This is a genomic window from Alpinimonas psychrophila (genome assembly GCF_014137865.1).
GTDB classification, from domain to species: domain Bacteria; phylum Actinomycetota; class Actinomycetes; order Actinomycetales; family Microbacteriaceae; genus Alpinimonas; species Alpinimonas psychrophila.
Map to the genome: position 1 here is coordinate 57,332 of NZ_JACGWU010000002.1, position 14,421 is coordinate 71,752.

Genomic DNA, 14,421 nt, shown 5'->3' on the forward strand with positions numbered 1-14,421 from the left:
CCGTGGCGCTGTTTGACGCAGGGCGAACGCCGGGGTCGGCGCAGGAAAGCCCATCACGTGCAGAAAGTGTCTCTAGCCGAGAAGTGGCACGCCGAAGCCGGCGACGACAGTCCGAACTTCAGCGAGATACCGCTGCGCCTGCTCGGTGAGGGGAATGGTGGAATGGCCAATCCAGCCGATCTCGATGTGTTCGTCCACGTCGAGCGGTACCGCGACAATTTCAGGGTCGAGGTCGTCGCTGATGAGACCCGTCGAGATTGTGTAGCCGTTGAGTCCGATCATGAGGTTGAAGATTGTCGCCCGGTCGGATACACGGATCTCCCGCTTGCTCGACAACGTAGAGAGGATCTCCTCCGCGAAATAGAAGGAGTTGTTCGTTCCCTGATCAAAGGTGAGCCGCGGCAGGTCGGCGAGATCGGCGAGGGTTGCGCGATCTCGAGATGCGAGTGGATTCTTGCGGGAGATAAAGATGTGCGGCTCGGCGAGGAAGAGGGGGTGGAATGTGAGCCCGGAGTCTCGGAGGAGTTTGTCGATAACGTTCCGATTGAAGTCGTTGCGGTAGAGCAGTCCCAGCTCGCTGCGGAGCGTGCGGACGTCCTCGATGATGTCCCACGTCCGAGTTTCGCGCAGCGAGAACTCGTATTCGGCCGCCTCAGTGCCCTTAACCATCTCGACGAACGCGTCGACCGCAAACGAGTAGTGCTGCGTCGAGACCCCGAGCAGGCGTCGCGATGGCGGCCGACCGAGGTAGCGCTGCTCGAGGAGCGCTACCTGCTCAATAACCTGCCTGGCGTATCCGAGGAACTCCGCACCGTCGGTCGTAAGCGTGACCCCGCGGGCAGAGCGCAGGAGTAACGAGCGGCCCAACTTGGACTCAAGGTCTTTCATCGCCGCGGACATGGTCGGTTGGGCGACGAAAAGCATATCGGCTGCCGCCGTGATCGACCCTTCCTCGGCAACCTCGATGAAGTACTGGATCTGTTGCAGCGTTATGCCGCTCGTTCGCCGGGCCATAGGAAAAGGCTATAGCAAAACATCAGGCAGTCGAATTACCTGATACCTCCGGAATAGCGTCATGATGAGAGTACTAACTTCAACGAGGCCGTTCCTGGCCGAAAAACTATCGGATTGGCCGATTATGGCGAACGAATTCACGTTCAGCATCACCACCACGCGCTTCGACGAGGACTACGCCCCGTCCCACAGCTCGCGGGCCACCACGAACTTCGCCAACCTTGCCCGGGGGGAGCACCGTCAGCAGAATCTCCGAAACGTCCTGAGAATGATTGACCGTCGATTTAACGACCTCGTGCACTGGGACAACCCGACCGGTGACCGCTATACCGTCGAGCTCGAGATTGTCACCGCCCAGCTGCAGTTCGCCGCAGGAAGCGACGATCTGGAATTCCCCCTGCTCGAGATACTCGACATCCAGATTGTCGACCTGCAGACCGGCAAACGTCACCAGGGGATTGTCGGAAACAACTTCTCGTCCTATGTCCGCGATTTCGATTTCAGCGTGCGTCTGCCGATGTTCAACGAAGGTGCCTCAGAATTCAGCGTCCCCGCCGACTTCGGCGCTTTGCACGGCAAGCTGTTCCAGCACTTTCTTGACTCCGCCGTATACCAGGAGCGCTTCGCTATGCCGCCCGTCATTTGCCTGAGCGTCGCAGCGAACAGGACCTATCGTCGGACCGAGAATTATCACCCGATTCTCGGCGTCGAGTATCGGCAGAGCGATTTCTCGCTGACCGATGACTACTTCGGGCGAATGGGATTGACGGTGCGATACTTCATGCCGCGTGGAGCCGTGGCACCGCTCGCGTTCTACTTCCGCGGCGACCTGCTCAATGACTATTCCAACCTGCAACTCATTGGCACCATCAGTACGATGGAGACGTTTCAGAAGATCTATCGACCGGAGATCTACAATGCGAACTCCGCCGCCGCGAGCGTCTACCGACCGACTCTGGAGCAGCAGGACTACTCGCGGACGGAGATCGCCTATGATCGCGTCGAGCGCAATCAACTCGCTCTCAAGCAAGGCGCGTTCACCGAGGAGCACTTCGTGAAACCACACCGGGAATTGCTGGAGCGCTGGTCAGCTCACTACCCCACTCCCGTCCGATGACCACCGGAGAATCGACGATCATGAACACTATCCTCCCCACCACGATCGTCGGCAGCCTGCCGAAGCCGTCATGGCTCGCGGAGCCGGAAACCATCTTTTCTCCTTGGAAATTGCAGAGTGATGCGTTGGTTGAGGGCAAGCAGGATGCGCTGCGCATAGCTGTGCAGGACCAGCTCCAGCGTGGCATCGAGATCATCAGCGACGGGGAACAAACCCGCCAGCACTTCGTCACGACGTTCATTGAGCACCTCAGCGGCGTCGATTTCGAGCAACGCGAGACGGTTCGAATCCGTAATCGATATGACGCGAGCGTGCCGACTGTCGTCGGTGCCGTGAGCCGCGAGAAGCCCGTGTTCGTCGACGACGCTAAGTTCCTCCGCCAGCAAACGGATCATCCGATCAAGTGGGCGCTTCCGGGGCCAATGACGATGATTGACACTCTCTACGACCGCCACTACAAAAACCGAGAGAAATTGGCGTGGGAGTTCGCGACGATCCTCAATCAGGAGGCCAGAGAACTCGAGGCGGCAGGGATCGACATCATCCAGTTCGACGAGCCCGCATTCAACGTCTTTCACGACGAAATGAAGGACTGGGGAATAGCCACTCTGGAAAGGGCAGCCGAAGGGCTGCATGCGGAAACAGCTGTGCACATCTGCTATGGCTACGGAATCAAGGCGAACAACGACTGGAAGAAGACCCTCGGGTCTGAATGGCGACAATACGAGGATTCATTCCCGCTTTTGCAGCGGTCCACCATCGACATCATCTCGCTGGAATGCCACCACTCCCATGTCCCCATGGACCTCTTAGAGCTCATCCGTGGCAAGAAGGTCATGCTTGGGGCAATTGACGTGGCGAGCGACACGATTGAGACTCCGGAGGAGGTCGCGGCCACCCTCCGAAACGCACTAGAGTTCGTCGATGCCGACAAGCTCATCCCGAGCACGAACTGCGGGATGGCACCAATGCCCCGAAGCGTCGCGCGTGAGAAGCTGAGCGCGCTGACGGCGGGTGCGGACATCGTTCGCGTGGAAATCACGGCCGCACGCCCCTGATTGCCGTTTTCAATCGGTTGAATACAATTTATCGACTATCAGCGTCAAGGCGAACAGGAGCTCACTTTGACGGTCCCTCAAATGATGAGGCCGCTACTCCCGACCCTCGAAGTGCAGGCGAGCCTGCGCGGAGGGAACTGCTCCGACCGGAGCCGTTAGTGCTATCCACACGTCTCGTGCCATGTATTGACGATTGTAGGTACCAAAGGGTCCACTAAGGATATTGAGCTCAACAAGCTTCGTCACCACGGAAGTCACTGCGGATGACGTGCGATCGAATCGCTTCGCAAGCTTGGGAACAGAAACGAAAGGGTCTCCAATCAAGACGTCAACAATGTCGCGAATGACACCTCGCCCTGAAGCATCCTGAACAATCTGCACATAACGCTGTTGAACTGACAGCAAACGATCAATGCGTCGCGCGATGTCGTCGGCCGACGACTCGATTCCTGCGGCAAAGAACTGGATCCATGAATCCCATTTGCCTGTGGCCGAAACCGCAGCGAGCTCATCTTGGTATTGCGTTCGACGCGCCTCAAACCAAGGAGAAACACTCAACAACGGCTCGTGAAGAAGCCCGTCCACCATGAACTGCAAAACAATCAGGAGTCGGCCAATTCTCCCGTTGCCATCGTTGAAGGGGTGAAGAGTCTCGAACTGATAGTGAGTCATCGCGGCAGCCACGAGTGGCTCTCGATCGGTCGATGATGACCCAATCCATCGAACTAGATCTTGCACCGCGATATTCAGCTCTATGCCCGACGGCATGGGAACGAAACGAGCGTCTGTCACCGCCCCTGTGGGGCTTCCAATGGCAACGAGGGTGCTCCGAATTCGGCCTGCGTCTCGCGTTTCTGAATCGGTGCCCCGAACGAGAATAGAGTGCACGGATTCCACAAGGCCGACGGTGATCGCACCGCGCTCCCCCACGAATTGGAACGCCGCATCCGCCGCCTCAACGTAGTTCATCACCTCGAGAAGTTCTTTGCTCAGCTGGTTATCCGCTACCTCAGCAGCCAGTACCTGCTCAAACGGGGCGAATATCCCCTCCAAAGCGGAGGTGCTCTGAGCCTCCCTTCGAAGCGTTGACCGCCGAAACAGGCTCGGTACGAGGATGGTGAGCGATGCTTGATCAAGACGCGCCAGAGCGCGATTTGCCGAATTGACCATGCGCCATGTTGCTGGCTCCAGTTGGGGCTCAGCGGCCAGCGGATGCGCAACGTAAGCCGAATCTTGATATGGGGTCCCAAAACGACCGTCGGTACCGGAGATAGGCACAAGGTGTCCTATGGGGCTGTTCCCAAACTTTTTGACGTCCACAATACAATTTTAATCCATAATACTGACATTTGATACACTCAATGTGATTTAACTTGCATTCTTTTTCCAGAATGACAGTAGAGCATCGATGAGCCCCCAAGATGGACGAGTTCGCTTCTCCGCCTGTCGTTCGCCCGCAACATTCGCGGCTCCAACAGTATCGAGGGTTTGACGCAACTCTGGATGACACCGCCGCCGTGGCTCTGGGAGAAGAGCCTCTCGACGCTCCGCGAGAGACTCAGCAGGCATTGGAGTGTTATCGCAACGCGATGACCTATGTGCTCCAGCTTGCCCAAGAACCTCGCGTTGAGGCGAGCGAGAGCCTCATCAAGAGTCTGCATTTCATGATGACGCACTATGACCTCAAGAACTCCCCCCGGCAAGTGGCGACCAGGAGCCATCTTCGTTCGTGATGAGGAATCGGGCGAGGTGGTTCACGAAGGTGCCAACGTTGAGGAAGTGCCCGCCCTCATGGCGCACCTCAACCTCGTTATGATTCATCCTTTTCGGGATGGCAACGGGCGAATGGCCCGATGCCTCCAAAGCCTGATCTTGGCCGCCGAAGGCGTCCTCTCCCCCGTCTTCATGAGTGTGGAGGAATACCTCGGCAATAACACTCAGGATTACTACAGAATGCTGGCCGAGGTCTGTGGGGGCACTGGGCTGAACTGGAACACATTCGCGTGCGCCGGGGGCGGCACTACGTTGCGGGAGCCGAATTGCGGGCGCTAAGTGAGTCCATTTTCAGCAGTAAAGCCCAGAAAGTTGCTGTCGATCCTTTTCACACCTCGAACTGATCTCGGACAAGTTACTAGCGTCATCGCCCAAGATGCATCTTGACCGCATGATTATGAGTCGTTACCGAATGCCCTTTGTACAATGCCCGTGACTCACATGGCCCTTGTTTGATTGAAAAGTGGATGCTCATCAATCACGGTGATACTCATCAATTCGCGTCAATTGTGGGCAAAATGTGGGCACCAACAAGAGCAGATCATTTCCACAGTGCTGCCGTCGTATCCCAACTCCGATCGAGAGCAACGGCGTCGATTAGAGGATCGATGAACGCAGCCGTTCGATTGAGGGCGTCCGAGAAAACTTCCGGGATCGAGTGTCTGTGGGCTTGATGGTTACGCCAGATGGTCCACTTCGGTTGGGCGATCGTCGGCATGCGAGTTAGCGCAGGAATCAGCGGCTCAAGAATGGCCCGCCGATGTGTGGCTACAGTGCTCAGAGCAGCCCGCAATTCGCCCTCATTCACCGAGTGACGGTCGGCGATAACGATGACATCGGCGAAGTCACGCCATCGCGTGTTAGCTTCACCGCGTTGGATCATCGTAACCACTTTCTCAGCCACAATCATCACGAGCGGGTAGCCGAGGATCGAGATGGGTGCGGACTGGTCGTTGTCGAGGACACGCGGCAGATCGATTCGTTGGGGAGCTGGCCAGATCGGGTCGCCGAAGCTGATGTCAAGACCGATGACGTTCTCGGATCGCCCGATCATGCCGGTCAGCTTCACTCGAATTCCTTGATAGTCGTCACCCTCACGGATCGTTTCGGCGCGAATTGTGTCAAGATCAAACTTGATGCCGTCGTCCAGCCCAATTGCGGCGATCTCGCGGACACGAGTCGCAACATCCTGAGCATCATTGGTGACCCGCGTTGCTTCCAAGTCGATGTCCTTTGTCGGCCTGCGAAGAGCGAACGCGGCGAGAAGCACACCTCCCTTGAGCACAAAGTCATCCGCATAGTCAGATGCGGCAATTCGTGCGAGCATCCCCTCCAGCGTGTAGAGCCGGGCCAGTTCACTGACGTTCTGTCCGCTGGCTCGCGCCTGGTTCTGGATGTGTGCAAACCTCGACGCTCCGTTAGTCACAACAAGACCTCCAGAGAGTTGCGCAGTTGGGGCAACGCCTTCGGAAAGCTCAACGCCATCTTCAGAAGTTCAGATGGCTGGGATCCGGGAATGCGCAACCACCGCTTCAAGGCCTCGTTGGCTATGTCAGAGCCCATCAGATGCCGAAGTCGGAATGTGTCGATGATCGTGCGCTCCGCCCCATATAACCCGATGAAGATGCCATCCACAATTTCGACTTGCTTTCTGCCGACGGTGAATGTGCTGGTGTCGAAGTGATGCCATGCGATCCTCGAATACGGCGTTTTCAGTGGACGCGAGCCTCGCGGAACTGCAATATCGATCCGAGACGGGATCGTGTCAGTTAAGTCATGACGGTCCAGAGCACTCAGGAGGCAAATCGTTGCGCTTGGCTTGCGCAGCGCAATTGACGCGAGCGAGGCAGCGTCATCATCGATCAGCCCCGTCCGCGCGTATGTCCCAGGAGCAATGCGCTCAACATCTCCACGTCTGATCCCCTCATCCACGTCTCGCCAAGAGAGTTTTGATGCCGAGAGGTCTGCGTTGCGAAGGATCGCCTCCGGCGGCAGTTTACGATCGGTCATTTCTCCTCTGTCCCCCATCGTGGCAAATTGTTTACATATAGTGGATGTGTGTAAACATATTCTCACGCAGCTTGCTGGCACGCAAGCTCAGACTTGATGCGAACGCAGACGCACCAATTCCCTACGCTAACGTTCCTTCATGACTACGGACGAGTTTGAGGAATGCGGGAATCTCCTGGCGGATGAGCGCACCACGCAGTACGAACTGCTCAAGGAAGAGTTGAGCCGATATCCCGGGGTGATAGCCACGCGCGCCCGTCGGCACAAACCTGACGCATTGTTGGCCGTAAACCGGACACCCCCCCCCGGTACTTCAGCACTCGCGCTCTCCGGCGGGCCTCAATAACGCGTTTGCCCATTTCGATATAAAGCCCCCTGATGGGGCGTAATACGTTAGAGGTAAGCGTTAGCAATACTCGTAATCTTCAAGATGCTGCTCCTCGGCAGCCGCCGACGGCAAATCCCCCACTGCAACGACCTGGGTTGATGTCGCGATATGTCGCCTCAGTTGCAGACTCAGCGTTTCGCACCCCATGGGCTAATAAGCACTTAGGTTGCGAAACACCACGTCGGATTAGAAAAAGCGTCGGTTGACCGCAAGCGCATGCCCAAACGGGACATCAAGCACATGTTGGATGCCAGCGGCGAAAACACTTGAGTCGCTCAGCGAAGTCCCGCCGCCAACTTGTTGCCCTGCATACTGCACCCCGTAACACCCTGCGACGACGACGGCAAGCATGCTGCTTCCGTCAGCTTCACTCATATCGGGCAAGAAAGACCATCCTCCTACACTCTGTTGAGAAGGGTGCGCGCGAGCTTCGCCGCTTGGGAAAGAACGTCCTGCTCCTGAACCGCCAGAGTCAGACGCTCCTCTGGCACACCCAGTTCCTTCAGCAAGTTCAGGATCACAATGCCAGCAGTGACCTCGACGACAGCGTGAAGAACTTCGAGGTCATGCTCCGATGAACCCTTGTGAACAAGGTTGTTGCGGGCGTTCTTGGCAGCGTTGGCCCACTTCTCGCGGTTCAGCACGAGCGCCTCTCCGGCGGCTCCAAGGCGATCTACCAAGCTCAAGAGGCGCTGCTTGAGAGTCGGCACGTTGGACTGCTCGGTGAGACGCTCCGCCAGCCACGACTTCCTGTCGGCGGGCACTGCGGCTAGCAGTGTTTCACGGATCTGCTTAAACTCCTCGGAAGGGATCGGCGGATCGGGAGCGAGCGCACGGTGCATCGATTCCGCTGCGGCAACTGCTGTCACTACCCTCGTTTCGATATATCCGCCGGTCACGTATTGGAGTCCGAGGATCATGCCGCGGGCGGCTGCGAAAGTGCCACGAACTTCGAGCCATTTCGGCAAAAGCTCCTCGAAGCTCAGATCATCGAGCGTGAGCACAAGGTTCCGCTGGTTTAGCGCTTTCTCGTCGGGCTTTGGCGTCACTAAGAGCTGCTGGTAGACCTCAATCTCGTGACGCTCGTTGCGCAAGGGATGGTCTTCAGGAAAACGGTCCGGGGTAGGCGGGAGGTAAACACGCATAGTTATGAGGCCGCACGCACGCAAGGTCGACAGCGACATGAGGTCTGCGATGCCACCAAGAAGATCGAGCCAGTGCTGGAGCGGCTTCGCTTCCTCGGAGGAGAACTCGATCGATGCCTGCTCTCGAACGCGAACGACCGCGCCTCCTCGACTCTCTCCTGAGAAGGGCTGCCAAGCAACATGATGCAGCGTAGCGGTGAGAGGCCCAATGTCCACGCTGAGTGGGTCGAGGCGAGTCAGGTCTATCTGCCCGCTCAGCTCACCGACCTTCGCGCCGAAGTAGTGCTTCTCTTCGATTCCTGATCTGCGCGACCAAGTGGTGAGGTTCTCAACCTGGCCGATGCCTGCGACGAAGACTGCATCATCAGGATCAGCGAGATGAAAGCCAATAAGCGCCGTCGTGGCGCTTAGCTCGAGCTTGTCAGGAACGCCAAACATCCGAGCGATGTTGAATGTGTTCGCGCTCGTTACGCAGACGTCGAGTAGTGTCACGAACTTGCCGTCGCCGATTCCGAGCACGGAAGGCCAGTGCCGGAGCTCATTCGTGATGATGGTCGAGTCGTTCTCTCCAGGCTGCTTGACGACGTACTCCCATCCGCCCACGAGACGCAGCCTGAGCCCGTCGTTCGGGCTATAGGCCAGCACACCAGGCACCTTATTGTCTGGGTCGCCCTGGAGCCACCACTTACCGGTCCACTCTCGAGGCTCGTTCAGCATGGGTTCTGTCATTAGTTCATCCTTCTGAAAAGCTCTGACAATTCCGGCATACACGAATAGTTCAGTCGGTCTCGCAGCGGTTCGACATGTGAACCCGCGCGGTGGCGATCTGCCCGACAATTTCGATCGGGTTGGCGATGCCGCCCGTCCAGAATACGTTCCAGACTTTGTCGATTTATGACTTCAGTTCACAGGCAAGCACGGGGGATGCTCCTCCTGCCAGAACTCGATTGCTCGAAGGGTTGATGAGCTCCCCCGAGTGCATTGCCTTGATTCCTTCAGCTTATTGGTGGCCGCTGACAATGGTTATACGTAAACGAGAGAACCTCCGAAAGAATCCTGGGTGTTGGCAAAGAAATGAAAGTGAAAGGTGGGCCGGAAGGTGGCAGCTCATAACCAAATTGGTCAGCCGGATTCAATAAGGAATGAGTGACGAAGTGATGAAATCTAAAAGAGGAAACGTAAGAGAGAAACTTACGGAGAACAAAGATGAAAGCACAACAAAATAAATAAATAAATAAATAAAGCTACACACGTCTGACACCATCAATCCCTGGGGACCCACTGTCCGAGATCTCCGTAGCAGCTCATTCTGACCAATCGCTCTTTGATCTTTAGTTTTATTCTTTTTATCCTGCAATTCCCCTCGGGGCGTCTTGCGTGCACTTGTGTTCACGATGAGGTTGCGTCTCCGCATTCCTGTAAGCAAGTTGCTGACCTTGTTCGTTCGCTGGGTCTCGTCCAAGCTGTCACTTAGCTTCCCCAGGAGCAAGTTGTCGCTGTCTTTGCGGCTTGCACTCCCCCCATTTTCTGATGAAGTCAAGCGTTAACTTCTCATAGAACTCGTCGTCTTGACCGCGTGTGGGGATGTAAGTCACACGATCCTTGGGAGCATGAACACCCGTCGCGTTCGAGTCGCTCAAATTATCAGCTACGGAAGGTCATCAAAAAAACCTGGACACTTCCCCAACGATGTTGCAGCAGTGAAATTGCTTTGGTTTCCCATCTGCAACATCGAAGACAAAAGAGCCCAGCAGGGCGCCAAAGAGTAAAAGGGATCTACCGGTAGTCACTTACTCGAAGGGACAGCAACTGCTGGCTGGCCCGTGTTTTGGCATACGACTCTTGAAGTCATCGATGGCTTGTCCGGGCTTGGGCGAGGGCTCCTCGGTTCCCAGGGCTTAGCACTCGGGGCCAGCCATCGGCTGGCACGCCACCAACTTCCCGGGTCATTGAAGGCTTTGACGGAGCAGTCCCGGGTATATCTCTCAACCGCGTTACGAGTCGATCGCCATTTTTCGGGGTCGCCGCACGCGCATCTCCTGTGCCGAGATGGCTTCTGGCGGCGAGACGGACAAAAACCAATTGGTTCACATAGTTGAACTTAAGTTTGTATATCAGGACAATTTCGATAGTCTGACGGCAGACCCCCATCACTGACTTTCCCACCCAGGAGGTAAACATGTCGAACCTGTCGAGCCGCGCTGTGGTGATCAGTGGCGGCGGGAGCGGGATCGGCCGGGCCGCAGCCGAGTGGTTCAGCGCGGCTGGCGACAGTGTGTGGATCGTGGGGCGACGACGGGAAGTGCTCGAGCGCGTCGCCAGCGAGCTGGGAGCGGGCGTGCATCCGGTTGTCGCCGACCTTTCAAGGGTTGAAGGGGCTGAAACGGTGCGTGCGGAGCTGGATGGCATCGATGTCGATGTCGTCGTGGCCTCGGCGGGCGGAACGGCGGCGGCGCTACCCGAAGATCTCGCCGGTATCGCTCGCAAATGGAATGCCGATCTGCAACAGAATCTACTGACCGCTGTGATGCTGGTAGAGTCCCTTCGCCCCTACCTCCGCAGGCCCGGCGGGCGCGTGATCGGCCTCGGGTCTATCGGTGCGCAGCTCGGGAGTGGTTACGGTGGATCGTATGGTGCTGCGAAGGCGGCTCTTCACGCTTGGATCTACTGGCTAGCCCAAGATCTTGGACGCGACGGTATCACCGCTAACCTCGTCGTTCCCGGCTATATACCGAACACTGAATTCTTCGGAGACCGCGTAACGGCCGAGTTCGACGAGGTACGGGTCCAGCGCTCGCTCATCGGCCGCGCCGGAACATCGGCGGAGATTGCGGCATCCATCGGCTTTCTCGCATCAGCAGATGCGGGCTACATCACCGGCCAGCTTCTGGGAGTCAACGGGGGAATGGTGCTAGGGCGATGAAGGAACCACGAAAGAAGCACAAGGCATGAACGTCTACGAACCCCTTGGAGCGGCCCGGGTGCTCAACGGTGTGCGGCCAGCCACACGACGTGACGGAATGTCACTGCACCCGGACGGGTCGTCGGCCGTGCCGGAGGCGCTCACAAGCTGGGTGAGTATGGATGTCCTCGAGCGGGCTGCAGGCAAGCGCCTCTCCGAGCTGCTCCGCGTGACGAGTATCTACTTCACCACTGGGGCCTTTGCTGCCCTCTTCTTGGCGACCGCCGCGACGATGGCGCGCGGGCGCGCAGACCTCAAGGAACAGTTGCCAAACACGAAGGGTATGAAACATAAGGTGATCATCCAGAGTCCGCACCGCGACCCCTACGATCGTACCGCTGTCGCTTCAGACGCGACCCTCGTGCCCATCGGCTACCCTGATTCGATCTATGCGGGTGAGTTGGAGTGTGTGCTCGACGAGAGGTTCCGCAGACCGCAAGCGAGTGGCCTGTTGAGCGGCACCCCTGAGTTCCTTGACGTCATCGTGCTGCAGCATCAAGACGTGGACGAGAGCGAAGTCACGTGGCCGCGGCACTACGGATTGACGAACCCGACCACACCGCCATGCCATGGCATCGGTCGCCCGATGAAGGTGGGGCGAGAACAGATCGTCGGTCTCCTAACCACTATCGAACGATACGTCGATCACCCCTGCGTCGACGAGCAAACTGGATTGATAGAACTCGATCTAGTGGAGCAGATTGTGCGCGACAACGGCGCCATCGGCGTGGAACGACTGCTCGACCCCGCCCTTCACGTCGAATTCTTGCGACTCGCCGTAAGCAACACCGGCTCTACCGCTGACATCTTCGCGCTCGATCGACCCGCTTATCGGGGGGAATCGGAGGCCTGGCGCAACGTGCTCACCGTCGACAACATGGCACTCGCCGCCGCGGGTGAGGGGGGCTGCTCGGCGAGGCCATCGTGAAGGTGATGGAGGCCACGCGATGAGCACCGTGGCGGTCATCGGTGGGGGCATCATGGGACGGGGTATCGCCGCCGCGCTCACTGCAGCCGGTCACCGGCTTACGGTCGTCGAGCCGAATGTCGAAGTTTCTCTTGACGGGGTGGTCGTAACCGCAGATTTGGACTCTGCCTTGGTCGACGCTGACCTCGTTATTGAGGCCGTGCCCGAGGAGATGGCCGTTAAATTGCCCGTGTGGACTCGCATGGGCGAGATCGCGCCACTCAGCGCGTTCCTCGCCTCGAACACCTCCGCGCTCGACATCGATGCGTTGGCGGCCCTCGTCCCGCGGCCGGAACGGGTACTTGGTACGCACTGGTTCAACCCGGCGCAGGTCGTGCCGTGCGTTGAGATCGTTCGCGGTGCCGCCACGTCGGATGACTCCATCACCTGGGTCCATGAGTTGCTCTCAGGTGCCGGGAAGTTGCCCGTCCTCGTGCGCAACTCACCCGGATTCGTAGGTAATCGTATCCAGTTCGCACTCGTGCGTGAGGCGCTGCTGTGCTACGAGGAGGGCCTTGCGAGTGCAGACGACATCGACGCGATCGTGAGCTCGTCGTTCGGCCCTCGCCTGGCTGTTCTCGGGCCGCTCACGAATGCCGATCTGGGGGGCCTTGATACCTACCGGTCGATTCTTGAGTACCTCTCATCTCAGCTGGGCGAGCGCTTCTCCATACCAGACGTGCTCGAGCGTCTCGTCGAAGAGGGGCGACACGGTGTGAAGAGCGGCGCCGGAATCTCGAGCTACGACCCGGAACGCGCGGCCGAACTGATCGCCTACCGCGACACCACTCTGCGACGGGTCATCGCCGCAATTGGCACAAAGCAGACACCATGAGATTAATACGAGTGGGCTAGAGCGGGTCGGAGACACCCGTGTCGCTCGCCAGCGAAGGGCTTCCTTAGTCGCTTGAGAGTATTACCGCCGATATTGATTCCGTTTTCCTCGCCATCGACTGGATCGCTCGGGCCAACGAAACAATAGTTCGCTGTAGTGTTTCAGTGGGAGACCGGAGAACAAAGGCACCATGACGAAAGATATGCAGAGCGTGAAGTCCGCGCAGCGTACCCTCGAGATCCTCGAGGTGGTCGCCCGCTACAGAGAGGGGGTTAGCTTCGTCGAGTTGTCGTCGCAGTTACCGTACCCGAAGAGTAGTCTTCACGGGCTGCTCCAGACCACCATAGGGATGCGATGGCTAATCTTCGATCCTGACCGGCGCCTTTACTCCATCGGTGTGAAGCCCTGGGAGGTTGGGCAGTCGTTCCTACGCAGCCGCGAGCTAATAGTTCGGTCTCGACGGTTCCTGCGCGCGGCTATCGATGAGCTCGGCGAGACGATCCAGCTGGGAATCCTCGACGACCTTGACATTATCTACATCGATAAGATTGAAGGCACTCGGCCCCTGCGACTCGTCTCGAATATCGGCAGCCGACTGCCGGCATACGTGACGGGCATCGGCAAGGCGTTGCTGGCGGGGCTCGGCGATGATGTGCTGGTGAGTCGTTTCGCTGGCACCACCCTCAAGAGGTACACGAGAGCGACGATCACCTCAGGCGACTTGCTTATTGAGGTACTAAAAGGTGTGCGCAGCGTCGGTTATGCAATAGATGATGGTGAGTACACTCACGGAGTATTCTGCGTAGCAGTCCCCATCGTGGACCACGCGGGCGACGTTGTCGCCGCGATGAGTTGCTCGGTTCCGAAGGCCCACATCGAGTTGGGCGAGTTGACCTCCGAACAGATAATCTCGGTCCTGCGCCGTCAGGCCCATTCGATCTCCGAGGCGCTCCGTAACTGCTAATCGAGAGGGCTGGGCTGGCGGAACGGTCCGGATCTGATGCCCCCCGACGCCCTCGACGGGGCGGTGATTCTTCATGGGCTGGTCGACTGGGATGTGCTCGAGTTCGGGGATCCGCGGCGTCGGGAGGCGCCGTGGACAATCCAGGCCGTGCCGATCGCAGCAAGATCGGTACTATCGGCCCTGCATAA

At 58.0% G+C, this 14,421-nt stretch carries 14 protein-coding genes; 8 read left to right on the forward strand and 6 right to left on the reverse strand.

Annotation, left to right across the window (positions count from 1 at the left end):
- Nucleotides 1-72 precede the first annotated feature (72 nt).
- Entirely contained in the window at nucleotides 73-1,014 is a 942-nt protein-coding gene (locus FB555_RS04875; RefSeq protein WP_182484349.1) for a LysR family transcriptional regulator, read from the reverse strand.
- A gap of 124 nt (nucleotides 1,015-1,138) precedes the next feature.
- Here FB555_RS04875 and FB555_RS04880 point away from each other — a divergent pair, with 124 nt between their 5' ends.
- Both FB555_RS04880 and FB555_RS04885 read left to right on the forward strand, forming a co-directional pair.
- Entirely contained in the window at nucleotides 1,139-2,131 is a 993-nt protein-coding gene (locus FB555_RS04880; protein WP_182484350.1) for a putative oxygenase MesX, read from the forward strand.
- Between the two features lie 20 nt (nucleotides 2,132-2,151).
- Entirely contained in the window at nucleotides 2,152-3,189 is a 1,038-nt protein-coding gene (locus FB555_RS04885; RefSeq protein WP_182484351.1) for a methionine synthase, read from the forward strand.
- A gap of 93 nt (nucleotides 3,190-3,282) precedes the next feature.
- On the opposite strand, the gene FB555_RS04890 is transcribed toward FB555_RS04885, so the two are convergent.
- Nucleotides 3,283-4,509: a Fic/DOC family N-terminal domain-containing protein gene (locus FB555_RS04890; protein WP_182484352.1), complete on the reverse strand. Its 1,227-nt coding sequence runs from the start codon at nucleotides 4,507-4,509 to the stop codon at nucleotides 3,283-3,285.
- Between the two features lie 101 nt (nucleotides 4,510-4,610).
- Between FB555_RS04890 and FB555_RS04895 the strand changes: the two genes are divergently transcribed.
- Both FB555_RS04895 and FB555_RS04900 read left to right on the forward strand, forming a co-directional pair.
- The gene (locus FB555_RS04895) at nucleotides 4,611-4,922 is read left to right on the forward strand and encodes a hypothetical protein (protein WP_182484353.1); all 312 of its coding nucleotides are present in this window, start codon (nucleotides 4,611-4,613) and stop codon (nucleotides 4,920-4,922) included.
- Nucleotides 4,867-5,241, forward strand: coding sequence for a Fic family protein (locus FB555_RS04900; protein WP_182484354.1), 375 nt, complete (start codon nucleotides 4,867-4,869; stop codon nucleotides 5,239-5,241). Before FB555_RS04895 ends, FB555_RS04900 begins: the two co-directional genes overlap by 56 nt.
- A 262-nt stretch (nucleotides 5,242-5,503) precedes the next feature.
- Here the strand turns inward: FB555_RS04900 and FB555_RS04905 are convergent, their stop codons facing one another.
- The 4 genes from FB555_RS04905 to FB555_RS04920 all read right to left on the reverse strand — a co-directional run bounded on the left by FB555_RS04905 (nucleotide 5,504) and on the right by FB555_RS04920 (nucleotide 9,234).
- Nucleotides 5,504-6,388 carry a nucleotidyl transferase AbiEii/AbiGii toxin family protein gene (locus tag FB555_RS04905; RefSeq protein ID WP_220475835.1) on the reverse strand — a complete coding sequence of 295 codons (885 nt, stop codon included), beginning with the start codon at nucleotides 6,386-6,388 and terminating at the stop codon, nucleotides 5,504-5,506.
- On the reverse strand, nucleotides 6,385-6,972 hold the full coding sequence (locus FB555_RS04910; protein ID WP_182484355.1) for a type IV toxin-antitoxin system AbiEi family antitoxin domain-containing protein: 588 nt from the start codon (nucleotides 6,970-6,972) through the stop codon (nucleotides 6,385-6,387). Before FB555_RS04910 ends, FB555_RS04905 begins: the two co-directional genes overlap by 4 nt.
- A 574-nt stretch (nucleotides 6,973-7,546) precedes the next feature.
- On the reverse strand, nucleotides 7,547-7,744 hold the full coding sequence (locus FB555_RS04915) for a hypothetical protein (protein ID WP_182484356.1): 198 nt from the start codon (nucleotides 7,742-7,744) through the stop codon (nucleotides 7,547-7,549).
- A 14-nt stretch (nucleotides 7,745-7,758) separates the two neighbouring features.
- Nucleotides 7,759-9,234, reverse strand: a complete 1,476-nt coding sequence (locus FB555_RS04920) for an ApeA N-terminal domain 1-containing protein (RefSeq protein WP_182484357.1) — start codon at nucleotides 9,232-9,234, stop codon at nucleotides 7,759-7,761.
- Between the two features lie 1,450 nt (nucleotides 9,235-10,684).
- Here FB555_RS04920 and FB555_RS04925 point away from each other — a divergent pair.
- The 4 genes from FB555_RS04925 to FB555_RS04940 all read left to right on the forward strand — a co-directional run bounded on the left by FB555_RS04925 (nucleotide 10,685) and on the right by FB555_RS04940 (nucleotide 14,233).
- Entirely contained in the window at nucleotides 10,685-11,428 is a 744-nt protein-coding gene (locus FB555_RS04925; RefSeq protein ID WP_182484358.1) for an SDR family NAD(P)-dependent oxidoreductase, read from the forward strand.
- A gap of 25 nt (nucleotides 11,429-11,453) precedes the next feature.
- Nucleotides 11,454-12,395, forward strand: a complete 942-nt coding sequence (locus FB555_RS04930) for a hypothetical protein (protein ID WP_182484359.1) — start codon at nucleotides 11,454-11,456, stop codon at nucleotides 12,393-12,395.
- A 19-nt stretch (nucleotides 12,396-12,414) separates the two neighbouring features.
- Entirely contained in the window at nucleotides 12,415-13,269 is an 855-nt protein-coding gene (locus FB555_RS04935; protein WP_182484360.1) for a 3-hydroxyacyl-CoA dehydrogenase family protein, read from the forward strand.
- A gap of 190 nt (nucleotides 13,270-13,459) precedes the next feature.
- The gene (locus tag FB555_RS04940; protein ID WP_182484361.1) at nucleotides 13,460-14,233 is read left to right on the forward strand and encodes an IclR family transcriptional regulator; all 774 of its coding nucleotides are present in this window, start codon (nucleotides 13,460-13,462) and stop codon (nucleotides 14,231-14,233) included.
- Nucleotides 14,234-14,421 lie beyond the last annotated feature (188 nt).